This is a genomic window from Streptomyces tsukubensis, from assembly GCF_003932715.1.
GTDB lineage: Bacteria > Actinomycetota > Actinomycetes > Streptomycetales > Streptomycetaceae > Streptomyces > Streptomyces tsukubensis.
Genome location: NZ_CP020700.1, coordinates 6,294,429 through 6,320,237 on the forward strand (window position 1 = coordinate 6,294,429; position 25,809 = coordinate 6,320,237).

The 25,809-nt window shown below is 71.0% G+C and carries 19 protein-coding genes, 1 pseudogene and 2 CRISPR repeat arrays (1 of these 22 cut by a window edge); of the genes and pseudogenes, 8 read left to right on the forward strand and 12 right to left on the reverse strand.

Annotated features, from left to right (window positions below; all coding sequences use genetic code 11):
- Nucleotides 1-24: 24 nt before the first annotated feature.
- Together B7R87_RS26085 and B7R87_RS26090 are read right to left on the reverse strand one after the other, a co-directional pair.
- Complete coding sequence (locus tag B7R87_RS26085; RefSeq protein WP_006346046.1) at nucleotides 25-1,812, reverse strand: cytochrome c biogenesis protein DipZ; 1,788 nt, start codon at nucleotides 1,810-1,812, stop codon at nucleotides 25-27.
- Between the two features lie 176 nt (nucleotides 1,813-1,988).
- Nucleotides 1,989-2,636, reverse strand: coding sequence for a fasciclin domain-containing protein (locus B7R87_RS26090; protein WP_040913824.1), 648 nt, complete (start codon nucleotides 2,634-2,636; stop codon nucleotides 1,989-1,991).
- Nucleotides 2,637-3,133: 497 nt separating this feature from the next.
- Here B7R87_RS26090 and sigK point away from each other — a divergent pair, with 497 nt between their 5' ends.
- From sigK to B7R87_RS26115, 5 genes are all read left to right on the forward strand, one after another.
- Entirely contained in the window at nucleotides 3,134-3,721 is a 588-nt protein-coding gene (gene sigK, locus B7R87_RS26095) for an ECF RNA polymerase sigma factor SigK (RefSeq protein WP_040913823.1), read from the forward strand.
- On the forward strand, nucleotides 3,718-4,461 hold the full coding sequence (locus tag B7R87_RS26100; RefSeq protein ID WP_006346043.1) for an anti-sigma factor: 744 nt from the start codon (nucleotides 3,718-3,720) through the stop codon (nucleotides 4,459-4,461). The genes sigK and B7R87_RS26100 overlap by 4 nt, the downstream gene beginning before the upstream one ends.
- Nucleotides 4,462-4,675: 214 nt before the next feature.
- A complete protein-coding gene (locus tag B7R87_RS26105) occupies nucleotides 4,676-6,196 on the forward strand; it encodes an alpha/beta fold hydrolase (RefSeq protein ID WP_006346042.1) in 1,521 nt (506 codons plus the stop codon).
- 257 nt (nucleotides 6,197-6,453) lie between these two features.
- The gene (locus B7R87_RS26110; protein WP_040913822.1) at nucleotides 6,454-7,692 is read left to right on the forward strand and encodes a cytochrome P450 family protein; all 1,239 of its coding nucleotides are present in this window, start codon (nucleotides 6,454-6,456) and stop codon (nucleotides 7,690-7,692) included.
- A 75-nt stretch (nucleotides 7,693-7,767) separates the two neighbouring features.
- Nucleotides 7,768-9,678: an amidohydrolase gene (locus B7R87_RS26115; RefSeq protein ID WP_006346040.1), complete on the forward strand. Its 1,911-nt coding sequence runs from the start codon at nucleotides 7,768-7,770 to the stop codon at nucleotides 9,676-9,678.
- 83 nt (nucleotides 9,679-9,761) lie between these two features.
- Here the strand turns inward: B7R87_RS26115 and B7R87_RS33800 are convergent, their stop codons facing one another.
- From B7R87_RS33800 to aztB, 6 genes and pseudogenes are all read right to left on the reverse strand, one after another.
- The gene (locus B7R87_RS33800) at nucleotides 9,762-10,625 is read right to left on the reverse strand and encodes an alkyl sulfatase dimerization domain-containing protein (RefSeq protein ID WP_233168933.1); all 864 of its coding nucleotides are present in this window, start codon (nucleotides 10,623-10,625) and stop codon (nucleotides 9,762-9,764) included.
- Nucleotides 10,531-11,775: an MBL fold metallo-hydrolase gene (locus B7R87_RS33805; RefSeq protein WP_233168934.1), complete on the reverse strand. Its 1,245-nt coding sequence runs from the start codon at nucleotides 11,773-11,775 to the stop codon at nucleotides 10,531-10,533. Before B7R87_RS33805 ends, B7R87_RS33800 begins: the two co-directional genes overlap by 95 nt.
- 1,124 nt (nucleotides 11,776-12,899) lie before the next feature.
- The gene (gene aztD, locus B7R87_RS26130) at nucleotides 12,900-14,102 is read right to left on the reverse strand and encodes a zinc metallochaperone AztD (RefSeq protein ID WP_006346037.1); all 1,203 of its coding nucleotides are present in this window, start codon (nucleotides 14,100-14,102) and stop codon (nucleotides 12,900-12,902) included.
- A 105-nt stretch (nucleotides 14,103-14,207) separates the two neighbouring features.
- Nucleotides 14,208-15,164, reverse strand: coding sequence for a zinc ABC transporter substrate-binding protein AztC (aztC, locus tag B7R87_RS26135; RefSeq protein WP_006346036.1), 957 nt, complete (start codon nucleotides 15,162-15,164; stop codon nucleotides 14,208-14,210).
- Nucleotides 15,161-16,395, reverse strand: a pseudogene (locus B7R87_RS26140) (hypothetical protein). Before B7R87_RS26140 ends, aztC begins: the two are co-directional and overlap by 4 nt.
- Nucleotides 16,392-17,315: a zinc ABC transporter permease AztB gene (aztB, locus tag B7R87_RS26145; RefSeq protein ID WP_078902091.1), complete on the reverse strand. Its 924-nt coding sequence runs from the start codon at nucleotides 17,313-17,315 to the stop codon at nucleotides 16,392-16,394. The pseudogene B7R87_RS26140 and the gene aztB overlap by 4 nt, the downstream one beginning before the upstream one ends.
- A gap of 14 nt (nucleotides 17,316-17,329) precedes the next feature.
- On the opposite strand from aztB, the gene aztA reads away from it, so the two are divergent.
- Nucleotides 17,330-18,079 carry a zinc ABC transporter ATP-binding protein AztA gene (aztA, locus tag B7R87_RS26150; RefSeq protein ID WP_045852812.1) on the forward strand — a complete coding sequence of 250 codons (750 nt, stop codon included), beginning with the start codon at nucleotides 17,330-17,332 and terminating at the stop codon, nucleotides 18,077-18,079.
- Between the two features lie 176 nt (nucleotides 18,080-18,255).
- Here the strand turns inward: aztA and B7R87_RS26155 are convergent, their stop codons facing one another.
- Entirely contained in the window at nucleotides 18,256-19,230 is a 975-nt protein-coding gene (locus tag B7R87_RS26155; RefSeq protein WP_006346032.1) for a helix-turn-helix transcriptional regulator, read from the reverse strand.
- 79 nt (nucleotides 19,231-19,309) lie between these two features.
- On the opposite strand from B7R87_RS26155, the gene B7R87_RS26160 reads away from it, so the two are divergent.
- Both B7R87_RS26160 and B7R87_RS26165 read left to right on the forward strand, forming a co-directional pair.
- Entirely contained in the window at nucleotides 19,310-20,044 is a 735-nt protein-coding gene (locus B7R87_RS26160) for an alpha/beta fold hydrolase (protein ID WP_006346031.1), read from the forward strand.
- Nucleotides 20,045-20,070: 26 nt separating this feature from the next.
- Nucleotides 20,071-21,147, forward strand: coding sequence for a winged helix DNA-binding domain-containing protein (locus tag B7R87_RS26165; protein WP_006346030.1), 1,077 nt, complete (start codon nucleotides 20,071-20,073; stop codon nucleotides 21,145-21,147).
- Nucleotides 21,148-21,198: 51 nt separating this feature from the next.
- Here the strand turns inward: B7R87_RS26165 and B7R87_RS33205 are convergent, their stop codons facing one another.
- From B7R87_RS33205 to B7R87_RS26180, 3 genes are all read right to left on the reverse strand, one after another.
- Complete coding sequence (locus tag B7R87_RS33205; RefSeq protein WP_052704605.1) at nucleotides 21,199-21,420, reverse strand: Tn3 family transposase; 222 nt, start codon at nucleotides 21,418-21,420, stop codon at nucleotides 21,199-21,201.
- A gap of 78 nt (nucleotides 21,421-21,498) precedes the next feature.
- Nucleotides 21,499-22,047 (reverse strand): L,D-transpeptidase, encoded by a 549-nt coding sequence (locus B7R87_RS26175; RefSeq protein WP_233168937.1) that lies wholly within the window; start codon nucleotides 22,045-22,047, stop codon nucleotides 21,499-21,501.
- Between the two features lie 501 nt (nucleotides 22,048-22,548).
- The gene (locus tag B7R87_RS26180; RefSeq protein ID WP_130585279.1) at nucleotides 22,549-22,950 is read right to left on the reverse strand and encodes a hypothetical protein; all 402 of its coding nucleotides are present in this window, start codon (nucleotides 22,948-22,950) and stop codon (nucleotides 22,549-22,551) included.
- A 669-nt stretch (nucleotides 22,951-23,619) separates the two neighbouring features.
- Nucleotides 23,620-24,492: a CRISPR direct-repeat array (repeat unit 29 nt; unit sequence CGGAACACCCCCACGCGGTGGGGAGGACC).
- Nucleotides 24,493-24,583: 91 nt separating this feature from the next.
- Nucleotides 24,584-25,809: direct repeats of the CRISPR family, unit length 29 nt; unit sequence CGGAACACCCCCACGCGGTGGGGAGGACC (it continues 1,899 nt past the right edge of the window).

Genomic DNA, 25,809 nt, shown 5'->3' on the forward strand with positions numbered 1-25,809 from the left:
CCGCACCACTTTCCGTCGGCCGGGTCAGCCGAAGGTCAGGGCGTATGCCTGGAGACCAGTCCCGAAGCGGAGTTCGAGGTGTGCCGTGCGGGCCTTCTCGTGGTCGGTGAGCCGGTGGAGGGCCGGTGCCCCGGAGACGGTGAGGGTGCGGACGGGTTTGCCGTCGACGAGGACGGTGACCGTGCCGGTTCCGGCGAGGACGAGATTGGCGTTGCGGGCCCGGTAGCGGAGGGCGAGGCGTGCGCCGGGACCGGCGGTGAAGTGTTCGTATCCGGCGGTCCAGATGCCGTCGAGGGAGATGCGGTTCAGGGGCAGGGGCCGCTCGGGGAAGCGGTACGCGGTGGGTTCGCCGTCGACCAGGGGAGTACCGGTGTAGCCGCGGATGCGCTGGGTGCTGAGGTAGGTCTCCGGGGTCCGGTCCTCGGTGAGGTCGTCCCCGGCGCGGCCGGTGGGTTCGGGGAGGGTGACGGTGGGGTCGGCCCGGCGGAGCAGGTCCCGGATCATCGTCTCGGTCCGGTCGTACTGGCCTTCGCCGAACTTGAAGTAGCGGACGGTGCCTTCGGCGTCGATGAGGTATTTGGCGGGCCAGAAGCGGTTGCGGTAGTTGCTCCAGGTGGTGAGGTCGTTGTCGAGGGCCACGGGCCAGGTGACACCGAGCTTCCGGGCGCCTTCGGCGACGTTGCCGCGTTTCTTCTCGAAGACGAACTCGGGTGAGTGGACGCCGATGATCCGCAGGCCCGAGTCCCGGTAGGTGCGGTCCCAGTCGCGCAGATACGGCGCGGCCCGCTGGCAGTTGATGCAGGAGTAGGTCCAGAAGTCGACCAGGACGACCTTGCCGCGCAGGCTTTTGAGGTCGAGGGGCCGGTTGCCGGGGGTGTTCAGCCAGGAGTCGATGCCTTCGAGGGGCGGGGCCTGACCGCAGGAGCGCAGCTCGTCGGCGCCGTCCTCGCAGCGGGAGAGTTCCTTGTTGGAGTCGTCGTAGAGACCGGACAGCTTCTGCCGGGCGATCCCGCTGTCCTCGACCTTCCGCTGGGCGGCGGCCGTGTAGTCGGGCAGGGCCCGCTGGAGGGCGGTGGTGAGGTCGAGGGCGAGCGCCGCGCCCAGCGCGATCATCAGCAGTCCGGCGGTGATCCGCAGTCCGCGGGCCCGGGTGCGGAAGGCGGCGACCCGTGCGGCGATACGGCGTCCGGCGAGCGCGAAGGCGAGCAGGGGGATCGCGGTGCCGACGGCGAAGGAGAGGGTGAGGGCGACGATGTCCGCGCTGATCTCGCCGCGGGCACCGGCGACGGTGATCGCGGCGAGGACCGGTCCGGCGCAGGGGACGTAGAGCACTCCGAGGCCGAGCCCGAGAACGAGCGCGCTGCCCTCCTTGTTCACCTGGCGCTGCGGGATCCGGGAGAACGGCTTCTCCAGCAGCCGCTCCACGGGAGGGAAGACCAGTCCGAGGCCGATCAGGATCAGCAGGGCCAGGCCGGTGAGGCGCAGGATGTCCTCGGGCAGTCCGAGCGCGGAGATGATCGTGACGCCGAGCAGGGTGAAGAAGCTGAAGCTCAGGACGAGCCCGGCGACCACGGCGTACGGGCGGCGGTTGCGCGGAGGGCGCGGCGCCCCGGACGGCGCTTCGAGGAGGACGGCGCCCGCCGGGTCCGTACCGGTGGCCCTTCTTCCCGCGCTCTCCGCCGGTGACGGTTCCCCGGCCGTGCCGCCGTCTGTGCCACCGGCCAGGAACACGACCGGGAGCACGGGAAGGATGCACGGTGAGACGGCGGTGATGAGGCCGCCGAGCAGACCGATCAGGGCGAGGGTGAGCATGGTGACCGCCTTGGCTGGGGGAGAGCCCGATGGCGTCCCCTTCTGACGGTCATTCGGACCCGTACCCCGCCCGGATGGCACCGCATCCGCCTGCGGCAGCAAACGGCCGGTGGCCGGTACCCCCGGAGAGAGGGGGCACCGGCCACCGGCCGTCGCAGAGAGCTGAGAGGTGCCGGCTACTGGGGCATCAGCACGGTGTCGACGATGTAGACGGTGGCGTTGGAGGTGCCGACATTGCCGCAGACGACGGAGGCGGAGTCGTTGACCCGGTACGACTCGCCGGATCCGCTGGTGGTGACCGCGCCCTTCTGCAGCGTCTCGAAGGAGCCGTTCGCCAGCTGCTCGGGTGTCAGGTTCCGGCCAACGACGTGGTAGGTGAGGATATCGGTGAGCAGCTTCTTGTCGGCGAGGACCTTGTCGAGGTCGGCCTTCGGGATCTTCGCGAAGGCGTCGTTCGTCGGAGCGAACACCGTGATGCCCCGCGCGTTGTTCAGGGTGTCCACCAGCCCGGCCTGCTTGACCGCGGCGACCAGCGTGGACAGGGCGGGGTTGTTGGAGGCGGCGGTGGCGACCGGGTCCTTGGCCATTCCGTCGAAGGAACCCGCGCCCTCCTTCGGAACTCCGGCACAGGCCGGGCCGAACGGCTGACCGGGTGTCATCGCATCACTCGCCGGGGCCTTGTCGGCCTCGGCGGCCTCCTCGGACGCGGGGGTGGAAGCGGCCTTGGTGTCCGAGCCGGAGTCGGAACACCCGGCCAGCACCAGGGGAAGCAGCACGGCAGCGGCCACGGCGGTCGCGGTACGGGCGGCACGCATACGAATCATGATCAGGATCTCCTGTTGAGCGGGGAGTTCCCCGGGACGGGGACTCGGCGGAGGTACGGCTGCCGGGCCCGGCCCGCCCGGGGAGGCGGGAGGGACATGGAGCGCACACCGGGTGGTGCCCCCCGTTCCGTCCGCCTCAGCAGGCCGCGATCGCGCCGGAGAAGGTGGCCGTGGGCCGGCGCACCCGATGGGGTGCCGCCGGTGCCGGGAGGGCTCCATGCCCCGTATTCGCAGACACCCGCCCGCCGGATGGGTCGGTCATCCCTTCCGGTGAATCACGGTCGCGCGCTGACCCGGCAGACGAGAGCGGTCCTGGTACGCCCACCCATCCGCACCCCGGTCCGCTACGAAGACGCACCAGGAGGCGACCGCACCGCGGTCGTCGGCCACGCCCCTTGCCAGCCGGCGATAAGGAACCTCATGCGATCGACAACCCGCTCCAGGGCGGCCGACCCGGGCCTCCCCTCGGCCCGGGCGGCACAACCGGAGCCCGCCCGGTGAACCGGCCGCTCCCTTGCAGCGCCACAGGGCCCACCGGCCGCAGCGATCTCCCCGCGCTCATGCAGCAGGTCGCCCGGGGCGACAAGGAGGCCTTCTCCTCCCTCTACGACGCCCTCGCGCCGCTGGTCTTCGGGATCGTCGTCAAGGTACTGCGCGACCGGGCCCAGTCCGAGGAGGTCGCCCAGGAAGTCATGATCGACCTCTGGCGGCAGGCCGCCCGCTACCGGCCGGACGCCGGCGCCGTCACCACCTGGGCGGCGACCATCGCCCACCGCCGCGCGGTGGACCGGGTCCGCTCCGCCCAGGCGGCCGCCGACCGCGAACAGGCCCAGGCCGCCCGTGAACACCGGACCGCGTTCGACGAGGTGGCCGAACAGGTCGAGATCCGCCTGGAGAGCGAACAGGTACGCCGCTGTCTGCGCGGCCTGACCGAACTCCAGAACCAGGCCGTCACCCTCGCCTACTACCGGGGACTGACCTACCGGGAAGTCGCCGAAACGCTCCGCACACCGCTTCCCACCATCAAGACACGCATGCGCGACGGCCTCATCCGGCTCCGCGACTGCATGGGGGTGAACACATGAAACAGTCCGCTTCCGATATCCACACCCTTGCCGCCGCCCACGCCCTCAACGCCCTCGAAGGCGCCGACCGCGAGGCCTTCGCCCACCATCTGCACCAGTGCGAACCGTGCCGCCAGGACGTCATGGAGTTCGAGGCCACCGCCGCACGCCTGGCTGCCGCCACCGCCCAGCCACCGCCCCCGGCCATGAAGGAACGAACCCTCGCTGCCGTCGACGGGGTCCGCCAACAGCCCCCGCACCTGAAGGCCCCGAAGACGGGCCCCGGTTTCTGGCGGCGCACCGGCATGCCCCTCGCCCTTGCGGCGAGCCTCGCCGCGGCCGCGTCGTTCGCCGGACTCGCCGTCCGGGAGCACCGGACGGGCGAGGAACAACGGCAGCGGGCGGACCAGAGCCGGCAGAGCCTCGACGACATCAGCACCGTACTGGCGGCGCCCGACGCCCGTACCGTCCACGGCAGAACCGCAAGCGGAGCCCTCACCACGGTCACTGCCTCCGCGAGAGAGAACCGGGCCGTCTTCACCGCCACCGCCCTGCCCGCTCCCGCCCCGGGCACGACCTACCAACTCTGGCTGAGCCACCGGGGCATCATGCGCCCGGCCGGTTTCATCCACCGGAACGGCACGGTCCTCCTCGCCGCCCGCCCCGCCGGGGCCACCGCCCTCGGACTCACCGTCGAACCCTCCGGAGGCTCACCCCGCCCCACCACACCTCCCCTGCTGCTGATGACCCTGCCCACGTGACACCCCCCGCGGCGCCCCGAGCTGCGTGCAGAGCACCGGCTGACCACCCATCAACAACCCGGTGTGTCCGTTGCGTCGGTGAAACAGAACGGAAGGGCAGCTGATGCCGGATCCCTGCGCGGTGGATGTGCGGGCCGCCGATAGTGAGCAGGTCCGCGGAGGTCGCGGACCTCCCCACCTTCCCCTCGTACGGAGGCCTCTTCCCGTGTCACCGATGACCCGTCACCGCAGTGCCGAGCAGCCCCGCCGGGCCGTGATCGCGCGCCGTCCCGCCCTGGCCGTCTCCGCGGTCGTACTGGCCGGACTGCAGGCGAGCACCGGCCTCGCCGCAGCTCAGAACGGCGGGCAGCCCGCCGGACCAGGACTCGACTGGCAGCTCTGCTCGACCGCGGCAGCGGGCTGGCCGCTGGCGAACGACACCCGCAGCGAGTGCGCCGAACTGACCGTACCGATGGACTACGCAAAGCCCGGCGGCCGGAAGATCACGATCGCGGTGAGCCGCGTCAGGGCCGCGGAACCGCGGACATCCGCGGCACCCGTCGTCTCCATTCTGGGCGGCCCCGGGTTCTACAACATCACCAACCCGGCGACGATGACACGGCGCGGGCTCGCCACGCTCAACACCGACCGCGATTTCATCGGGCTGGACCTCCGCGGATCCGGATACAGCGACCACATCGCCTGCACCGAGAAGCCGACGGCCGAACCGGCACCGACCGCGCCGGAGAAGAGCATCAAGAAGGCCGACTTCGACCAGCAGGCCGAGTTCAACAAGCGCTGCGCGGCCGTCGACCCTGAGTTCGTACGGCAGATCACCCCGGAGAATGCCGCCCGCGACATCGACCGGCTGCGGGCCGCGCTCGGCACGGAGAAGATCAGCTTCTACGGGTCCTCCTTCGGCACCGCCGTCGGACTGGCCTACCGTTCCCTGTTCGACCGCCGTACGGAACGCATGTGGCTGGACTCGGTGATGCCCCCGAAACGCCACTGGCCCACCATGGACGGTGAATCGGAGGTGATCGCAAAGCCGGTCGCCGCCGCGTTCGTCACCTGGCTGGCCCGGCGCGACGGCGACTACCGGTGGGGTGCCGACGAGGCCACCGTCCACCGCCGGCTGGGCGCTCTCCGCGGCGAACTGGAGCGGAAGCCGCGCACCACCGGCGGGGCGCGCCTGGCCGGGGACTGGGTGATCGACCAGGTCATGCGCCCCGAGGAGGAGTGGGACGCCGCGGCGAAGAACCTGGCCGCGGTCCGCGACGGCGGCCATCCGGCCACCTCGCGGGCAGCCACCACCGCGGCGGTACGCCCCTTCGGACTGGGCAACCCGCGCAGCCCGTTCAACAACCTCCAGTACAACGCGATGCTCTGCAACACGGCCTCCGCGAGCCGCAGCTTCGGGGAACTGTGGGGGGCCCGCGAGGCCCGCCGCAAAGCCGATCCCCTGACGGGAGGGACGCAGTTCAGCCCCTGGTGCGCGAAGTGGCCGCTGACCGCCCCGCCCGCCGAACCCACGCACGGCACCAGCGCACTCCAACTGTCCGGCCACCTCTACGAGGGCGTCACCCCCTACGCCTGGGCCGAACAGGCCAGGGACGCCCACGGCGCCACCCTGCTCACCGTGCTCGACGACGGACACGCCTCCCTGCCCGATACGCCGGACTGCGCGGAGAAGGCGGTCACCTTCTTCCGTACCGGCGGGAAGGCAGAGGGCACCTGCGGCGGCCGGAACCCCTGACGGGACCCCGGGCGCAAGCGATCCCGGCAGCCGGGGACGGGCAAACGTTCGAGCAGCCCCGAGTCGGCTCGGAAATCCAGACAAGAGGCTGATTTCCCTCTATGCGATCCGGAGCGGGCGCAGCACAATCCCCGGTACCGATTCCCGGCCGTCGCCGCGAAGTCCGTCCATCCACGCATCGGCGCGACCCGGCGCCCGGGAGCGCACCTGGTGGCCGCTCCCGCCGACGGGCCGCGCCCGCGTGACCGGAGGTGTTCATGACCACCAGCCACGAGGTTTCCGTTCCGGTCCTCGACAGCGACGGAGGTGACCGGCTGTACGAGCAGATCGAGGAACTCCGCGCCACCGGGCCCGCCGTGCGGGTCCGGCTGCCCCAGAACGTCGTCGCCTGGTCCGTCACGCGCGGAGATGTCGTCAGGCGGCTGGTCACCCATCCCGACGTCACCAGGAACGCCCGTGACACCTGGACCGGTTACCAGCCCGGCGCCGTCCCCTGGCTCTCGCCCTGGGTCGACGTCCGCTCCATGGCCACCTCCGAGGGGGCCGAGCACACCCGGCTGCGGAGGCTGATCGGCCCCGCTTTCACACCGCGGCGCATGGAGTCGCTGCGGCCCTCCATCGAGGCCATCGTCACCGACCTCCTGGACGGTCTGGAAGCCCGGGAGGACGGCGCGGCAGTGGATCTGCGGGCGCACTTCGCGCACGGTGTGCCGACCCAGGTGATCTGCGACCTCTTCGGCGTTCCCGAGGACCAGCGCCCCGACATGCTCGCCGTCGTCGACGCGATCCTGGCCACCGACGTCCCCCAGGAGCAGTCGGAGCGGGTCATGAGCGGGCTCTACACCACCATGCAGCGCCTCGTGGAGACGAAGCGGCGGGAGCCCGGCGACGATATGACCAGTCTGCTGCTCACCGCCCAGGAGGGGGACCGGCTCACCGAGACGGAGCTGATCTCCACCCTGCTCCTGATGATCGGCGCCGGGAGCCAGACCACGATCGCGCTGATCGGAAACGCCGTCCGGGCGCTTCTCACCCACCGCAGGCAGCTGAACGCGGCCCTGGCCGAGCCCGCCCGCTGGCCCGCTGTCGTCGAGGAGACCCTGCGGCTCCATCCGCCGGTCGTCCATCTTCCGCTGCGGTGCGCGATCCGTGACATCGACCTCGGCGAGGGCGTCACCATTGCGGCCGGGGAAGCCATTCTCATCGGGTTCGGGGCGCACGGCCGGGACCCGTCGTCCCACAGCGCCGCCCACGCCTTCGAGATCGACCGCGTGGACCGGGACCATCTGGCCTTCGGATACGGCATCCACTACTGCCTCGGCGCCCCGCTCGCCCGGCTGGAGGCCGCCATCGCGCTGCCCGCCCTCTTCGACCGCTTCCCGGACATCGAGCTCGCGGACGAGGCGAACGCCCCGGCCCCGGTGCCGTCGTTCATCGGCAACGACGTCCTCGCCCTGCCCGTACTCCTGCGCCCGCCGGGCCGGGCGGCGCGCTGAGCCGACCGTCGGCGCCTGCCCCGAGCTGCCGAAAATGGTTCGCGGGAAGCCGAGTTGGATGATCACGTTGGCGGCATGGAACAGAAACTCTCCCGACGCCGCATGCTGCTGTCCGCAGGGGCGGCCGCAGGTGCCGTCGCACTCGTGCCGAACGCCGCCACTGCACTCCCGTCCCCCGCCGGCTCTCCACCGGCGGGGGCGGCCGTCCCCGGAAGGCGTTCGGCCGCGCTCGTGATCCACAACGCCCGGGTGTTCACGGGGGCGCGTGGAGAGGGGGTACGGGAGGCGGTCGCGGTGGGGCGGGACGGGCGGGTGCTGGCGACCGGGTCGGACCGGGAGCTGCGCCGGTACGCGGGCCGCGACACCGAGCTGGTCGACGCCCGGAAGGGCACCGTGATGAGCGGGATCGTGGACGGACACGCCCACCCCGTCGCCGCCGGAGCCGCGACGCTCAACCCGAGCCTCGGATATCTGGAGCTGACCGTTCCCCGGTTGCGGGAGCTGCTGCGGGGATTCCTCGCCGACCCGGCGCACGGAGGCGAGCCGGACGGCTGGCTGGTCGTGGCGGACTGGAACCCGGTGGGACTGCTGCCCGCCGGGACCGTGCCCCACCGCACGATCCTCGACGCGCTGCCCACCCGGCGGCCCATCGCGCTCCTCGGCACCGACGGGCACAACAGCTGGGTCAACGGGCGGGCGCTCGAACTCGCCGGAATCACCGCCACCACCCCCGATCCGCCCGGTGGCGAGATCGAACGGGACGCCGACGGCGCGGCGACCGGACTGCTCAAGGAGGAAGCCCAGGGGCTGGTTCACCGGCTGCTGCCGGACCACCCGATCGGGAAGGTGGTCGAGGCCACCGCACGAGCCCTGCAACAGGCCGCCGCCCAGGGGGTCACCGGGTTCCTGGATGCCTCCGCCGACGAGTGGCACCTCGACGTCTACACCGAGCTCGCCCGCACCGGACGGCTTCCGCAGCGCATATCGGCGGCACTGCGGCTCGACGCCCACGAGATCCGCGACCCCCGCGAAGGGCTGCGGTGGCTGCGGGAAACCCGGCGCCGGTACGCGGACGTCCCCCGCCTCGACCTGCGGACGGCGAAGGTGTTCGTGGACGGGGTGATGGAGTACCCGGCCCGGACGGCAGCACTCCTGGAGCCGTACTTCGACGGCTCGGGGCGGCCCACGGACCACCGCGGGGAACTCCAGCTGGAGCCGGACGACTTCGCCCGCCTCGCGGTGCTGCTCGACACCGAGGGCTGGCAGATCCACGCCCACGCGATCGGCGACCGGGCCGTCCGCGTCGCCCTCGACGGGTACGAAGCCGCCCACCGGGCGGGCGGACGGCGCGGCAACCGCCACACCATCACCCACCTGCAACTCGTCCACCCCACCGACGTCCGCCGTTTCGCCCGCCTCGGAGTGGTGGCCTCGATGCAGCTCCAGTGGGCCATGCGGGACACCTGGACCGTGGACGCCCTCCTGCCCTACATCGGCCCCGAACGGCACCGCCGGCTCTTCCCCGCCCGGAGCCTGGAACGCCACGGCGCACTGCTGGCGGGCGGATCCGACTGGCCCGTCGACCCGCTCGGCGTCTGGAATCAGATCCGTACCGCCGTCGACCGGGAAGGGGCCGACTCCGACGGACCGCTCCACCCCGAACGCGAAGGCATCCGACGGACATCCGCACTGCGGATGCACACCGCCGGCGCCGCACACCAGCTCCGGGCGGACCACCGCACCGGAACACTCGTCCCGGGCCGCGCCGCCGACCTCGTCCTCCTCGACCGGGACATCACCCGCGTACCGGTACCCGAGATCAGCGGCACCGAGGTACGACTGACCCTCGTCGGAGGCGTCCCGGTGTACGAGGCCGGCACAGCGGCCGGAAAGGCCGCACGGGCCCGCACCGCCGCGGCCACGGCACGACGCCCCGCCGGCACGGACCGGCACCGGGCATGCGGAGGATGCACCCGGAAGGGATGAGTGTGCCGGGCGAACCCTGCCCGGCACACCCGCGAACTGTGCTGTTCCCGGCGGTGACGCCGCCCCGGGGTGCGAGGCGCTGGTCAGGGGGTGGCGAGGCCGAACCAGTACTCGAAGGTCACCAGCAGGCCGTTGAGGGTGTTGAGCGGGTCCAGAGAGCCGGTGACGACGGTGAGTTCGCCGTCGGCCGAGAGCTGGTCGGGAGTGGTCTGCGCGATGGCGAGAGCGTTGAGGCCGGACCGGGTCACGGTGTAGGCGGCGTCCGCCTGCGCCGGGTCGGTGGAGCCGGGGGTGTACACGAGGACGCCGTTGCGGATTCGGAGCGTGCACGAGGTGGGGTCACCGGTGAGACCGCCGGTGATCTCGAAGCCGAGAGTGAGGGGGCGGGCGGCGGCTTCGGGGCCGTTGAGGCGGATGCCGAGATAGTCGAAGAGCATCTCCAGCGGCATCGCTTCCAGCACCGGCTGGGTGATGATCTGCGGGGCGGGGAGGTTCGGCGGGGTGCCGTCGGCCGGCCGGGTGCGCAGTTCGTGCGCCGCGGCCAGATAGAAGTTGCGCCAGGGCCCGCTCTCGGCCTGGTAGCCGAGCTGTTCGAGGACATCCGCCTCCAGGGCGCGGGCCTCCTGGTGTGTCGGGTCCGCGAACACGGCGTGGGAGAGGAGTTCGGCGGCCCACCGGTAGTCGTCCGAGCTCTTCGCGTTCTCGAACGCCTGCCGGGCCAGCTCCACGACCTTGGCCGCACCGCCCATCGCCTGGACGTAGCGGGGGCCCGACTCCTCGGGCGGCAGCGGGTGCAGATGGGCCGCGTTGCCGTCGTACCAGCCCAGATACCGCTGGTAGACGGCCTTGAGGTCATGGTTGACCGTGCCGTAGTAGCCCCGGTTGAACCACTGCCCCGTCAGACTCCCCGGAACACTGCCGTCGAGGTCCTCGGCGATCTCGGTCATCGTCCGGCCCTGGTTCGCCAGCCGCAGCGCCTGATCGTGCAGGAACCGGTACAGGTCCGCCTGGCTGGTCAGGAACGACACGATCGCGTCCGGCGACTCCTCGGTGTTCCACCGGGGCCAGAAATGCGAGGCGAACAGCGTCTTCGACCGGTCCCCGTACCACTCCACCGACTGGTTCAGATACTGCGACCACCCCTTTGCGTCCCTCACCTGGGCGCCGCGCAGGCTGTAGAGGTTGTGCAGGGTCGGGGTGGCGTTCTCCGCCATGCACAGCGCCTGGACGTCGGGCAGATAGAAATTCAGCTCCGCCGGGGGCCTCCGTGCCCGGGGTGAGCTGGAACTCCAGGTTCACCGGCCCGAAGGCGACGACGTGACCGGGCTGGGCGACCTCGGGAGTGACGGTGCAGGTCGGGGGCAGCAGGCCGGTGGCGCCCGCGGACATGGTCTTGCCCAGGCCCGCGTCCACCTGCCCCTTCTCGGACCGCTCCAGCAGCGTGCCGTACATGAACATCGCGCGGCGCAGCATCGCGTTGCCCGCGTAGACGTTCTCGCTGACCGAATGCTCCAGGAAGCCCTCGGGGGCGATGATCTCCACCCCGGTCGGCACCTGGCCGTCCTCGAACAGGCCCAGCACCCCGCCGTAGTGGTCGATATGGGAGTGCGTGAAGATCACCGCACAGATCGTGCGCTCCTGGTCCCTGAGCTTCCGGTTCTCCCGGTAGAGCTTCCAGGCGGCTGCCGCGCACTCCTCGCTGATCAGCGGGTCGACCACCACGACCTTGGGGGACACCCCGGTGGGGTCCTCCAGGAAGGAGATGTTCGACAGGTCCATCCCGCGCACCTGGTACACGGCGTCCGGGACGACCTCGAACAGGCCGGTCTTCATGTTCAGCAGGGCGTTGCGCCACAGGCTCGGGTTGACCGTGTCCGGAGACGCTCCGGTCAGAAACGTGTAGGGGGCCAGGCTCCAGGCGGGGCCCGGGCCGCCCGCCCGGTCAACCGCGAAATCCGGAGGCAACGGCGAGATCAGCCCCTGCGCGGCGAGCGCCGACTCCGGGTCCTGATCATCCGGCGGCACCACCACCGCCGCGTTCAGATCCCTCGTCAACGGTGTCGCGGGCTGGGGGGCATCGGACGGCAGACCAGTCAACGGACTCTCCTTCCACCAGGCAGGGCACACCCCGAAACGTCAACGGAGCAAACCCCGCGAACGGTCCCCGGAGTCTCCAGGGAACTCGAACAGGGCTACGGAATGCAATCGTCTGACTACGGAAGCGTTCTGCTCGTCGACTACCCCCAAAGGACCCGGAGCCAGCCACCCGGCACCACAGGACGGCCGGAACTGCCGGGTCGGCACCGCCGCTCAACGGCGCCGCGGGGGTTCGGGCCCGTCCGGCGCAGGCAGGAGGTTCCGCCGCGGGGTGGCGGAAGCAGATGGCATCAACGCGGGCCCGAGGGCAGAGACCCGCCCGTCCGAAAAGCGGCGATGCCGTCGCCGTGGACCGCCCGGCCGGACTGTTGTTGCCCCTCCGAGCCCCCTCGGCCCTCGCACCACCGTCGCCGTCACGCACGGCCCGCAACGGTCCGGTTCCCCTGGGAATTCACTCGTTCAGGTGAGCGCCATCGGGTGGAGGCCCCGCGAGGCGCCGGTTCCCGCAGGCTCTCTGCCACGTGCTCGCGGCTCCTCGGGCGAACGCTGCGGCCCCGTACCCGGGAGGCCGCCCGTGACCCCGGACGAACTGCTCCGGCTCGCCGCCGAGCCGCAGCCGCTGCCCCCGTCGAAGCTCTGACGGAGCAGCCGTCCTCCGACCGGGTACCGGCGACCCGATCCGCACCGGATCCGTACCACCGGTCCCCTGTCCTCCCGGCCCCCTTCGCGCGCCACCAGCTCGTCACACGCTCTGTCCCTTCGGCACTCCCACCCCATCAAAGGACGCGAACGCGATGACCGACACCCTTCGGGATCGAGGTCGGGCACGGCGACCTCGCGCTCAGCGTCTGGTTCCAGCAGCCCCGGGCCGAGATCACCGCCAAGTACACCCTGGCCTGCCTTCCGCTCAACCGCGGCGGACTACGACACGACTACAGCCACGTCTACGTCATGCCCCATGTGACCCGGGACCTCATCGACGAACTCCTCACCGACCTTGCCCGCCCCGGAGCCTTCGACCGCACCGTCGAGGAGGGGGCCGTCCGCCCGCCCCTCCCCGGACCAGGCTGACTACTCGGCCTACCGCACGGGTCCGGCTGCGGTGTTCCGGCACCGGGGTCCGGTCAGTGGTCAGTGGTGACGCCGGTCAGCTCGTTGGTCTCCTCGGGCAGGGTGGCGGTTGCCTGCTTCTTGCCCGATGCGATGTCGAAGGCATGTATCCGGCGCTCGGCGGGTTCGCTGATGTAGGCGGTGTGGCCGCGGACGAAGAGGACGGGCCGGGGCTGTTGCCAGTCCAGGGGTTCCTTCCATGCTCCGACTGCCGGGATGCTCCTGGTGACCTCTGCCTTTCCGGGGTCGATGATGTGCAGGGCGCCGTCGGTGCCGAGGACGAGTGCTTCGCCGTGCGGGCCGCGGGCGAGGGAGCGGAACGAGTAGCTGGTGCCGAGGTCGACGAGGCGCAGTGTGCCGGTGCGGGTGTCGATGAGGGAGACGCGTTCGGGGCGTTCCCGCTCTGCCTCGGGATCGGTCTTGTAGTCGCCGAGCAGGATCGGGGAGGCGTCGCTGCCGGCCTGGTTGCCGATGCGGCCGTACGGGTCCGGGGATTCGACCTTGGTGAATGCGCCGTTCCGGTAGATCAGGGCGCCGTCCTCGCAGCCCACGGCTATGGCCTCGCCCCGGGCCGCGGCTTCGCCGTGGACGCCGGGGCAGTTCTCGCTGCGGGCAATCTCCTTGCCGTTCTTGTCGAGGACGACGGCACCGGTGCGCTTCTCCTCGTCGCCGAGGGTGGTGAGGAGTTCGCCGTTCTTCAGCTCGACGGCCACGCCGTGGTGCGGCTTGTCGGTGGTGTGGGTGCGTCCCTTCGGCTTGGTACCGGTGGCGAGGTCGTCCGGGTCGAAGACGTGGATGTCTCCGGTGCCGTCGGTGAAGAGAGCGGTTCTGCCCGCGTGGCGGACGACATGGCCGGGCTTGGCCCCCTTGAACTCGATGCCGGTGAAGGCCCCCGCGGAGGTGTCGAGGACACGGAAGCCGGTGTCGGTGGAGACCATGACATGGGTGTCGTCTCCGGCAGGGTTGACGCGGTTGAAGCCGGGCAGGCCGACGGTCTTCGCCGGCTTGAGTGTCCGGCCGTCCAGGATGTAGAGGCCGCCGTCGAACGTGGCGACCAGCGGGTCCGTCACGGTGACGGGGGAGCCGCCCGGCTTCCTGTCGGTCGTGGTGGCCGAGGTGTCCGTCTTCTTCTCTCCGCCGCAGGAGGTGAGGACCATGGCGGTCGCGAGGGCGAACGCGGCACCGGTGGCGGTGCGGCGGCGTACGGTTGTTCTCACTGCTGGGTTTCCTTTCTTCGCCGCAGGGTGCGGCGCGGGGCCGCGAGTTCGCGGCGTGATCGTGCGGGTTTCAACCGGTGGCGGTTCGGCCCGCGGGAGAACTCGTCAACGTGGGGTGAGGCCGCTGATCAGGGCCTCGGTGTTGGCGCGCATCATCGACAGGTAGGTGTCCGCTCCGCCTCCCTTGTCGGTCAGTGACTCGGAGTGGAGCCCGACGACGCGTACGTCACCTCCCATCTCCTCGCGCAGGACCTCCGCCAGGCGTTGGGGGCGCGAGGAGTCGGCGAAGATCGTCCGCACTCCCGCGTCCCGCATCGTCCGGGTGAGGGAGTGCAGGTCGGACGAGCTGGGTGAGGCGAGCGTGGTGCCGCTCGGGATCACTGCTCCGACCACACGGAAGCCGAAGCGGTCGGCGAGGTAGCCGAAGACGTGATGGTTGGTCACCAGCGCCCGGCGGTCCACGGGAATGCGGTCGAAGGAGCGCGTCATCCAGGAGGTGAGGTCCGCGAGCTGTTGCTCGTAGCGCTGCGCGTTGGCACGCACGGCGTTCCGGTCGACGCCGGTCACGTGCTCGGTGATCCGGTCGGCGATGAGGCCGACGGCCTTCCGTACCCGGTCGGGGTCGGTCCAGAAGTGCGGGTCGGGCTCTCCCGCGTCACCGTGGGTGCCGCTGTCGGCCGACCGGTAGGTGAGCGGGTCGGCGGCGGCGCCGACCTCGAAGACGGGCACGCCGGACCGGCGGGCGTTGTCGACGTGCCGCAGGACGTTCTCCTCCAGTCCGAGCCCGTTGAACACCACGAGGTCGGCCTGTTCGAGGGTGGCCGCCTCGGCCGCGGACAGCCCGAAGGAATGAGGGTCGGCGTTGGGTTTCATCAGGACGGTGACTTCGGCCTCGGTCCCGGCGATCTCGCGGGTGATGTCGCCGAGGATGTTGGTGGTGACCACGATCCGGGGCCGGTCGCCGCCGGTGGAGCAGGCGGGGAGGGCCACGAGTCCGAGGAGGAGGCCGAGCAGGAGCGCCAGGCGGCGGCGGTACGGGCGCGGGGTGTTCGTCGTGGTCATCGGCCGGTCTCCACCATCAGGTCCGGGCGGATGTCCAGGTCGAAGGAGCGGGCGATCCGCAGGGAGTCGTTGTAGTCGATCTCGGTGATCCGCCGGCCCTCCGGGTCACTGATGTAGGCGCGGCTGTGGTCCACGGCGATGTCCGGAACGCCTGCCTGCCCCGCCCGGGCGCCGTCACGGGAGGGGGCGGCGCCGAGGGCGGCCCGGGCGGTGTGTTCGCCGGTCTCGATGTCGAAGCCGCGCAGGGTGCCGTCCGTGCCCAGGGCAAGCAGGGGGCACCCTCGCCGGCGGTGTTGGCAGCGAGCACGGGACCCGTCTCCACCCGCTTCCAGGTGCGTTCGGCCACGTCCAGGACCCAGACGGAGGTGTCTCCGGCCAGGGCCGTGAGGGTGTCGCTGCCGGGCCGGGAGCGGAAGTCGCGGGCCCGCTCGTCCACGGGCACGTCCTCGGGGTAGGGAATGCCGACCGCCGAGAACTTCCCGCCCTGCAACCGGATGAGCACGGCTCCGTCCGCGCAGCCGAGGACGACGCCCCGGCGGGTCACGGCGTCACCGCGCGGGTCACGGCAGGAGGTCGCCAGTACCTCCTTCTGCCGGCCCTGGCGGTCGAGCACCGATATCCCCGTTCCTCCGGGGCCGGGAACGGCCAGGAGGTGTGCACGGAAGGGGATCACGGCGGTGTGCCGCCCGGGGAGGCTCAGGGCCGCATCCGTCTTTCTCTTCTCCAGGTCGCCGCGAGGGTGGAGTGTCGTCCCCTGCTCCGGAGTCGTCACGGCGGTCAGGGCCTCGTCGCTTCCGATCCGGGCCACTCCCCGGGTGGCGATCCGCCCGACGGTGCGAATGTCCGCGCGGTAGTAGTGGACGTGGTCGCCGTGGTCCACCGTCCAGGCGCCGCTGTCGAGTACCAGGACGCCGCCGGAGGTGTGGAAGTAGCCGAACCGGCCATCGGTGGTCAACGCGGTGACGCCTTCCACCGCCGGAACCGTGTGTCTCTTCCCGGTGATCAGGTCGAGGACACGGGTCCGGCCGGTGGTGGATTCGCTCACGACCAGACGTGACTGCTGTTCGGCCGATTCCTCGGCCCCTTCGACGTAGCCGTGGGGTGCCGGATCCGGTGGCCCCGGCTCGTTCCCGGATCCACCGCCCGCCGTGCATCCGGTCGCGAGGGCGGCCGTGAGGACGAGGGCGATCGGGGCAAGGCGGCGGGCCGGGACCCTGGTGCGGATGGTCACGATGCGTGGGCTCCCATGTCTGCTGCGGGTCGGGGGTCGGGGACCGCGGGGTACTCCTGTCCGGCGGCCCTCGGCACGGCGGCGGTCCCGACGGGTCGGTGTGCGCGGCGGGAGCGGAGCGCCGCGGCCGTGCGGGAGAGGAAGAACTGGGCCACGGCGAGCGCCGCGATCGTGGCGCCTGCGGCCGTGTCCAGGTGCCAGGACAGGAGCAGTCCGAAGAACGTGGCGCTCGCCCCCAGCAAGGCCGCTCCGACCATGACGGCGGGCACGCTGCGAGCCCACGGGAGTACGGACGCGGGCGGGGCGATGAGCAGACCGAGGACGAGCAGGGTCCCCACGATGTGGAACGAGGCGACAATCGCCAGGGTCAGGAGGCCCAGCAGTACGGCGTGTGCCCATCGCGGGCGCAGTCCCAGGGTGTGCGCCTTGCGTTGGTCGAAGGCAAGCGCGAGGAAGGCCCGGTGCCCCAGGGCGGTAACGGCCACCGTCGCGCCGAGGGCGACGGCCAGGACGAGCAGGTCGTCCTGGCCGACGGCGAGGACGTCCCCGAAGAGGAAGCCGGTCAGGTCGACGGCGAAGGACTGGGACCGGGACACGATGATGACGCCCAGCGAGAGCATCCCCACGTAGAGCAGCCCGATGCTCGTGTCCTGTGAGAGGCGCGGCGTCCGCCCGATGAGCGTCACCCCGGACACCATCACGGCGGCACTCGCCGCGGCTCCGACCAGGGGACTGCCTCCGAGCAGTGCCGCGACCGCGACGCCCGGCAGCAGTCCGTGGGACATCGCGTCACCGAGGAAGGCCATCCCCCGGAGCACCACCCAGGTTCCGGCGAGCGCCGTCGCAGCGGACACCAGCAGCCCTGCTACCAGGGCTCTTTGCACAAAGGTCACCTCAAAGGGACCGATCAGCCACTCCATGCGGCCACACTATAATGAAAATGATTATCACTACAGACAGGATTCTCGCCGTGCCTCTGCCTCCTCGCCCTCCCCGGGTCCGCCTGACGGCGGTCGACGCCGGATACGGCCGCCGACCCGTGCTGTGCGAAGTCACCCTGGACATACCGGCGTTGGGTGTGACCTCGCTGACCGGGCCGAACGGCAGCGGCAAGTCGACGCTGCTGGGTGTCATCGCCGGAGTGATCCGCCCCACATCGGGAACCGTGCACCACGGCAGCGGTCAAGCCCCCGCCTTCGTCCCGCAGCGCAGCACTGCCGGGGACATGCTCCCGCTGACCGTCCGGCGAACCGTGGAGATGGGCCGCTGGCACGCCCGCGGGCCGTGGCGACGCCTGACCAGCAGCGACCACAGCGCCGTCGACGAGGCCCTGGACCGGCTGGGCATCACGCATCTCGCCACCCGCCAGCTCGGCGAACTCTCCGGCGGCCAGCGCCAACGCGCCCTCATGGCCCAGGGAACGGCCCAGCAGTCCGACCTGCTCCTGCTCGATGAACCCTGCACGGGACTCGACCCGGAGGCACGGCACGGCATCGAGCATCTGCTGGCCGACATCGCCGCGGAAGGCACCACCGTCGTCCAGGCCACCCACGACCTCACCGCGGCCCGCGCCGGACACCACTGCCTGCTCCTGCGCGACGGCCGGCTCGAAGCGGCAGGAGCCCCGGCCGACGTACTGGCCCCCGCACTCTCGGCCGGACCCGTCCACCACCGGACCGAGTGAGGCCGGCGCTGCAGGCCGGACCCTTGGTGCCCGCCCCGCTCCGTGCCCGGCCGGGCGGTGCACCCCGAGTCCCCTTCGCGGGTGTGACCGAGATACGCGTCAAAGGGGCCCGGCGCCGGTCAGGTACCGCGCCGCGCCCGCTCACCTCTCCGGCACTGCCGCAGTAAATCCGGCATCTACTGCGGTAGTTCTTCCGGCCTTCGTCGGGCGGCTGCGGTGAGTTGGTCGGCCAGATTCTTGAGCGCCTGCCGTAGTTCGTCGGGTTGGTGGATGGTGAAGGGCCATTCCAGGGAGGCGAGCAGGTGGGCCATGCCGTCCAGCCGTTCTGCCCGTGTGTGCAGGAGAACGCCGGTGGGCCGGGCGGTGAGGGTCACCGCTGAGCCGGGCAGTCGGCGGGCGATCTCATCGAGGGGGCCATGGATCGTCACCTCGACCCGCCAGCGGTAGGGCCCCTGGGCGAGGGTCGAGGTCAGGTGGGCCACGGAGTCGAAGCCGTCGGGTGCGGTGAAGCCGTCGGCTCGGGGGGTGACGGAGGCGATGCGGTCGATGCGGAAGGTGCGCAGGCTGTCGCGGAGGTGGTCGTGGCCGACGACGTACCAGCGGCCGGTGTGGAAGACCACGCCGTAGGGGTCGATATCGCGTTCGGTGTGTTCCCGGCGCCAGGACCGGTGGCTGATGGCGACGGTCGTGCGGGCGCGGGACGCCTGGGCCAGTGCCAGCAGGACGCCGGTTCCGGGTGCCTGCCCGATCACGGCGTCGGCGGTGAACGAGAGGGTGTCCCGCATGGCGGCGAGCGGTTCGCGCAGGGCGTGCGGAAGCACCCGCTCGATCTTGGCCAGGGCGCCGGCACTGGCGGGCGCGGCGGTGCCCATGCCCAGACGTTCTGCCGCGAGCAGGCCGAGAACGACGGCGAGAGCCTCGTCGTTGGTGAGGACCAGAGGTGGCATGCGGTAGCCGCGGGCCAGCCGGTAGCCGCCGTGGCGGCCGCGTTCGGCTTCCACGGGGATGCCCAGGTCCCTCAGGTGGGAGATGTACCGGCGCACCGTGCGGACGTCGGTGTCCAGGCGGTCTGCCAGCTCCGCCCCGGTGAGCCGGGCGTTGGACTGGAGGAGTTCCAGCAGGGTCAGCACACGGGTCAGGGGATGCGACATGGATCACTCGGCATTTCAGGGCGGATTCTGTCCTGTATCGACTTTACGCTCCCCGCAGCACCTACTTCCGGGAGATCACATGGCCACCTTCGTACTCGTTCCCGGCGCCTGGCTCGGGGCGTGGGCCTGGGAAGACACCGTCCGCGCTCTGCGGGAGCGCGGCCACACGGCGCTGCCGCTGACACTGACGGGCCTGGCCGAGCACGCAGACCGGGGCGGAGCCGAGACGGATCTGGACACGCACATCGCGGATATCACGGGATTCGTCGAGCGGAACGAGCTGCGCGACGTCACGCTGGTCGCCCACAGCTACGCGGCGGCCCCGGTGACCGGGGCAGCCGGTCGTCTCGGCGACCGGCTGGAGCGCGTGGTGTACGTGGACAGCGCCCCGTTCGCCGCGGGCATGTGCATGCTCGACCTGATGCCGCCGGAGGCAGCGGACCAGCTGCGCCGGCAGGTCGGAGCTTCCGGCGACGGATGGCGGCTGCCGGTGCCGCCCTTTGAGGTCCTGGGCTTGTCCAGCAGCCTCGACGGGCTCGATGAGGGCCGGCGGGACATTCTGCGCGCGGGTGCCACCCCTCAGCCGTTCGGCACCTTCACCCAGCGTCTCGCCGGCCCGGCCGGGCCCGGTCCCGGTGTGGACCATGTCCTGGTTGCTTGCCATGACTTCACGGGACTGCTGGAAGCCGGGGTGCCGATGCTGGCCTACCTGAACCAGCCGCCGTGGCGACGCTTCGACCTGCCCACCGGACACTGGCCGATGCTGTCCGCGCCCGCCGAACTCGCCCGTGTCCTCGACAAGGCCGTCTCCTGACCGCGCCGGCCGAGAGGCACAGCCCGATGCCCGACCACGAGAGCGTCCGCAGGCTGCGGGCCTGTGCGCAGGCCCTGGCCGACGGTGCACGGGAGACCTCTGCCGAGGCGGTCGTCCGACGAGTCTTCGCCATCCAGGCCCAAGACGCCACGGCCGCCGACCTGGGCATCCGGGTACGCGGGTCGAACATCACCGCCCAGGCCATCCGCACGGCATACGAGGACGAGCGGAGCATCGTCCGCAACTGGTACATGCGCGGCACCCTGCACACCATCCCCGGCGACGACGCCCACTGGGTCTTGCAGTTGCTGTCCCCGCGCGTTCTTGCCGCAACCGGCCGCCGCTACCAGCAGCTGGGCCTGGGCGACGATCTGCGCCGGCGCGCCGGCCAACTCGTCCGGCGCGTTCTTGCCGCGCACGGCCCACTCACCCGGGCCGAGCTGACCGAGCGCCTCACCACCCTCGGTATTCCACCGGACGGGCAGGCGCCGTTCTATCTGATCCGCCATGCGGCACTCACCGGCATCCTCTGCCATGGCCCGCAGCGCGCAGGTGAGGCCACATATGTGCTGCTCGACGACTGGCTGCCCTCCACCGGGCGCTTCCGGCGGGAGGGCGACGATGCTCTTGCCGAGCTGGCCCGCCGCTACCTGGCCGCGCACGCCCCCGCCACCTTGGAGGACTTCGCCGCCTGGTCCGGACTGCCGGTCACCTGGGCCCGCAGGGCCTGGAAAATGCTGGCGGAATCCGGCGTGATCACCGAGTACGGCGCGTTGACCGTGCTCGCCGGGCGGGTGAAAGAACTCCCGGGCCCGTCCGACCCCCCGGACGTTCGCATGCTGCCCGCCTACGACAACTACCTGATCGGCTACCGCACTCGCGAGCTGTCCGTCCCTGCTCTCCACCAGGCCCGCGTCCGGCCGGGAGGCGGCCTCATCCGCCCCACCGTCATCGTCGACGGCCTGGCCATCGCCACCTGGACCCGTGGCCCCGGCTCGCGCTCCCTCCAGGTGGATGCGTTCGAACCCGTCCCGCCTCGGTTCGAGCAGGGTATCGACGTGGAAAAGGAGGCCGTCGTCGGCTTTCTGCGGCCCGCCCCGTAGCCGACCCGCATCCCGATCCCCAAGGGCGGCCGCATAGGCGAGAACGTCGGGTCAAGCGGCCTGACCGAGGTCGGCGGCGATCAGACCCTGCTCACGCGGCGGGGTGAAGTCGACGTCAGGCTCCTGCTCCACGGGGTGTTTGTCGGCGATGACGCCGCGGTTGCCGAAGCCGATCCACTGGGAAAACCGGTTGAACGACTCGACCTTGTTGGTCGCCGCGGCCACCCGCCGCCGCAACGGCGCGTCCGAGAGGAGGCGCAGCCGGCGAGTCACGGTCCGGTCCTGAGCGGGACCGCCACGCGCTGACCGGATGCCCGCCCTCCGGACGTGGCGCCGAAGGCCGCCCCGTGGTCAGTCGCCGGTGCGCCGACCCCAGACGTAGACCTCGTCGCCCAGCCGCAGCCCGTTCCACAGGGCCTTCGCGTCGTCGTAGCGGAGATTGATGCAACCGTGGGAACCGGGGTCCTCCCAGATATTGCGGTAACTGCCGTGCAGGGCCTGCCCGCCGTCGAAGAACTGGGCGAACGGCATCGGCCCTTCGTAGAGCGTCGACCAGAACTCCTTCTGCCGGTCGAAGATCGTGTGCCACCCCGTACGGGTCGGAGAGTCCGCCGACCCGGTACGCGCCGGAACCGGCCGGAAGATGACCCTCCCCGCGTTCTCCACCCACAGGATCTGCCGGTTCATGTCGACACACACCACCACCCCGGACGTGTCCGGGCACCCGGCGATCGCATCCCCGTCGGCCACCGCCCGCTCCCACATCACCGCGCGGTACGTGTACAGGCCCGCGTACCCCTGATCCGGAACGATCCCCAGCTCCCGCTGGAATTCCCGGATCACCTCGCAGTCCCCGGCGGACTGGACACCGTCCACCACCAGCCCGAGATGCTTCTCCACCTCCGCCTGATACGGCCCGGTCGTCACCGTGCACGCCCCTGCATCCCGGGGCCGTGAAAGCGTCGGCCCGCGGGGTGATGCGGCATCCTGAACTCGGGGGATCCGACCGGACCAGGACCGCGGTCCGTCCTCGGTCTGCCGCGCCGCCGAGCCGGCGGCGTCGGCCGGAAGGCCCGCCAGCAACACCAGGCCCACCGCCCCGGCCAGCCCACGGAGACCAAACGCCCATATTCGGAACCTGGTCATCTACACGCTCCTCGACCCTCGGACCGACCGCTCTCGGGCCCGGGAGCGGACAGACATCGTCAGAAAGTCATGGACACGGACAGCCGCACGGCAAACCGACACCCGGACGCCTCACTCTTCTGCATGGCAGAGCCACCCCCATGGCTCAACCCTCAGGAGCGTCATGGAGCGCGCGGCCGGCCGGCCCACGCCACCACACCGTGTTGCTCCACCCCCGCGAGCAGGGCTTCCGCGGGCTTCACTGTCGTGATGCGCTCATGACGCCCCTGGTGCCGTCGGGGTCCGCTCGACGGGCGAGGCGCAGGCCGAGGCCACCAGGGCACGCAGTTGGCGTGCGGGACCCGGGAGAGGACGCGCGCGCTCCGGAGCGGCCGGCGCCGCTTCGCGGTGGTGACGGATCCGGGCTTCGGTGTACGCGACCGCATCTGCTTCGTACAGCAGAACCCGTACGGCCTCCGGCGATGGCGGCTGCCCGACGGCCGTCCGGCACAGCCGGGCGAGCCTGCCGTCGGCGGAGGTGACCGAGTGCAGTGCGGCGACGACGGGGAAGGTCTTCGTGCCGCGTACCAGGTCCACCGCGTCCGTCTTCCCCTCCGCGAGGGCCAGGTACTCCGACTCCGTGAGGTCCGGTTCCGACTCCGCTGCCAGATCCGCCATCTGACCCGCGCGCGGCGCCGGCAGTACACCGCCGCCCCCCGTCACGCCCGCCGACTGCACATCACGCACAGCGGCAAAACCGCAGTTCAGGAGCTCTTTGCCGCCGGTTCGAGGATCGCCACGCACTCCACGTGGTGCGTCATCGAGAAGACGTCGGCTTGGGTCTGGTTGAAGATAAGTGCAGGTCAGAGGCTATTTGGTGAGCGCGGTTGCGGCGGATTCTGGGTCACGAGCGTCATATGAGCGTCAAGCGCAAGAGGGCTCAGGCGAGCGCCGGGGTTCGGTGCCGGCCGTCGTTCGAGCCGGGTCTTCACTCTGCGTGAAGGGCGCCTGTAGCCGTCATTCCCTCAGTGCCGTAGGCGGTTGCGTCCCTTCCTGCGGTGGTGGTGCGACAAGGAGTAGTGCACCGAGCCGGATCGTCCTGATCAGTTGTCGCGGAAGAGACCAGTCAGGTCTGTGACCTGCCGTGTTTGCTGGTACCGCGCAGCTGACCTGCACAAATGTTCTTTCGGTTGTTTCATGGTCATGGCCGTTGATGCAGCCGGAAGTCCCAGATAAGTCCCAGGGGAATCCCGCTGCCCGTCGTCACTCTCTTGGCTCTATGCAGAGGATGGGGGTGCGGTGTGGGCTGGTCCGTGTCCGTACGCGGTGAGGAGAGCAGCAGGAAAACGGAACACCCCCACGCGGTGGGGAGGACTTCGCGGTCGTGGCCTGGAAGTCGGCCACCTGCGGAACACCCCCACGCGGTGGGGAGGACGCGGCGGCGTTGTCCCGCGGCGACGTGCCCAGCGGAACACCCCCACGCGGTGGGGAGGACTCCCGCCGGGTTTCTTGCTCACTGGTTCCCGCCGGAACACCCCCACGCGGTGGGGAGGACGAAGCGTCGGCCATGGGTCTGATCGCCGGAACCGGAACAACCCCACGCGGTGGGGAGGACCGGTCATGAACCCTCCCTCTCGGCCAGCAGTGCGGAACACCCCCACGCGGTGGGGAGGACGGCACGAGCATGTTCATGGGCTCGGAGTCTCTCGGAACACCCCCACGCGGTGGGGAGGACGGAAGCCGCCATCTCCGACGAGATCGCCGACCACGGAACACCCCCACGCGGTGGGGAGGACTCCATCAACGGCATGAAGCGCATCGCCAAGAACGGAACACCCCCACGCGGTGGGGAGGACAGCGGGACGCCGAAGAAAGACATCGACATGACCGGAACACCCCCACGCGGTGGGGAGGACGCATCCGGGTCGTCGGAGATGGCCACGGTCGCCCGGAACACCCCCACGCGGTGGGGAGGACGACGACCTCCTCCGGTGTCCACCGGCGGAACTCGGAACACCCCCACGCGGTGGGGAGGACTGACGACCCCGTTTCGGGCAGTGCCTGAATGGCGGAACACCCCCACGCGGTGGGGAGGACCAGAGCACGTCGAGGTTCTCACGGTCGACAGCCTGGAACACCCCCACGCGGTGGGGAGGACTTGTCGAGCCCGGCCTGGATACGGGCGAGGGTCGGAACACCCCCACGCGGTGGGGAGGACCATGAGGGCACCGTACGGGCCCTCACCGCCGCCGGAACACCCCCCACGCGGTGGGGAGGACGTCCCCGGCCAGACCATCGGCGTACCGGACCCCGGAACACCCCCACGCGGTGGGGAGGACACCCCGGGGGAGATCACCATCGGCGGTGAGGACGGAACACCCCCACTCGGTGGGGAGGACCACGCGGGTCACCTTGTCGTCGTCAACGTCGACGGAACACCCCCACGCGGTGGGGAGGACTCGGTGCGGACGTTGGCCTCATCGAGCCGCACCGGAACACCCCCACGCGGTGGGGAGGACCAGGCGCGCCCGCAGATCGGTCACCTTCCAGCCGGAACACCCCCACGCGGTGGGGAGGACGCGCTGGACCATCCCCCGGTCATGGTTCTGCGCGGAACACCCTCACGCGGTGGGGAGGACGCAGCAAGCTCATCGACCTTGTCCCCCCTGTCCGGAACACCCCCACGCGGTGGGGAGGACGTGTGCGCCGCCGTCCCGAACTCGTAGGCGGGCGGAACACCCCCACGCGGTGGGGAGGACAACGGGAGCATGCGGAACAAGGCCTGCGGCTGCGGAACACCCCCACGCGGTGGGGAGGACCCACCCCGAGCGCGGCGCTCTCCGGACTGCTGCGGAACACCCCCACGCGGTGGGGAGGACGCGGGGGTAGGGTCGGTCACTGGTGCGGGCTCCGGAACACCCCCACGCGGTGGGGAGGACCGCGGCCCGGCGGATGTCCCGCTTTGAGAGGGCGGAACACCCCCACGCGGTGGGGAGGACGATGGGTCGACCACACGTACATCACCATCGAGCGGAACACCCCCACGCGGTGGGGAGGACCTCCGGTGGCGGTTCCTGCTGACATCCATAACCGGAACACCCCCACGCGGTGGGGAGGACTCGCAGCGCGCAACCAGCACAGCGGAGCGCACCGGAACACCCCCACGCGGTGGGGAGGACGCCAGGGCCCTCGGCTCGGCCGACCGGCAGGTCGGAACACCCCCACGCGGTGGGGAGGACCTGCTCCACGTACTGGTCCAGTCGGCGGCGGGACGGAACACCCCCACGCGGTGGGGAGGACCTCGTTCCCCCCTGGGCACTCCCTTGGAGCCAACGGAACACCCCCACGCGGTGGGGAGGACCGCCCTGTGCGTGTGTTAGTCCTGGTAGCTGTGCGGAACACCCCCACGCGGTGGGGAGGACCCAGCGCCTGGGGGTGGGAAAGCTCCATCAGCCCGGAACACCCCCACGCGGTGGGGAGGACCGCGGGGCCGGTCGGGGTCTGCGGTTTCAAGGGCGGAACACCCCCACGCGGTGG

Excerpts from the sequence above, each read along its gene's own strand:
- B7R87_RS26180 (WP_130585279.1), bottom strand. The coding sequence starts at position 22,950 with ATGGCGGATCTGGCAGCGGAGTCGGAACCGGACCTCACGGAGTCGGAG.
- B7R87_RS26115 (WP_006346040.1), top strand. The coding sequence starts at position 7,768 with ATGGAACAGAAACTCTCCCGACGCCGCATGCTGCTGTCCGCAGGGGCG.
- B7R87_RS33800 (WP_233168933.1), bottom strand. The coding sequence starts at position 10,625 with ATGACCGAGATCGCCGAGGACCTCGACGGCAGTGTTCCGGGGAGTCTG.
- aztB (WP_078902091.1), bottom strand. The coding sequence starts at position 17,315 with ATGGAGTGGCTGATCGGTCCCTTTGAGGTGACCTTTGTGCAAAGAGCC.
- B7R87_RS26100 (WP_006346043.1), top strand. The coding sequence starts at position 3,718 with ATGAAACAGTCCGCTTCCGATATCCACACCCTTGCCGCCGCCCACGCC.
- B7R87_RS26110 (WP_040913822.1), top strand. The coding sequence starts at position 6,454 with ATGACCACCAGCCACGAGGTTTCCGTTCCGGTCCTCGACAGCGACGGA.
- B7R87_RS26090 (WP_040913824.1), bottom strand. The coding sequence starts at position 2,636 with ATGATTCGTATGCGTGCCGCCCGTACCGCGACCGCCGTGGCCGCTGCC.
- aztA (WP_045852812.1), top strand. The coding sequence starts at position 17,330 with ATGAAAATGATTATCACTACAGACAGGATTCTCGCCGTGCCTCTGCCT.
- B7R87_RS26155 (WP_006346032.1), bottom strand. The coding sequence starts at position 19,230 with ATGTCGCATCCCCTGACCCGTGTGCTGACCCTGCTGGAACTCCTCCAG.
- aztC (WP_006346036.1), bottom strand. The coding sequence starts at position 15,164 with ATGACCACGACGAACACCCCGCGCCCGTACCGCCGCCGCCTGGCGCTC.
- B7R87_RS26160 (WP_006346031.1), top strand. The coding sequence starts at position 19,310 with ATGGCCACCTTCGTACTCGTTCCCGGCGCCTGGCTCGGGGCGTGGGCC.
- B7R87_RS26105 (WP_006346042.1), top strand. The coding sequence starts at position 4,676 with ATGACCCGTCACCGCAGTGCCGAGCAGCCCCGCCGGGCCGTGATCGCG.
- B7R87_RS26085 (WP_006346046.1), bottom strand. The coding sequence starts at position 1,812 with ATGCTCACCCTCGCCCTGATCGGTCTGCTCGGCGGCCTCATCACCGCC.
- B7R87_RS26165 (WP_006346030.1), top strand. The coding sequence starts at position 20,071 with ATGCCCGACCACGAGAGCGTCCGCAGGCTGCGGGCCTGTGCGCAGGCC.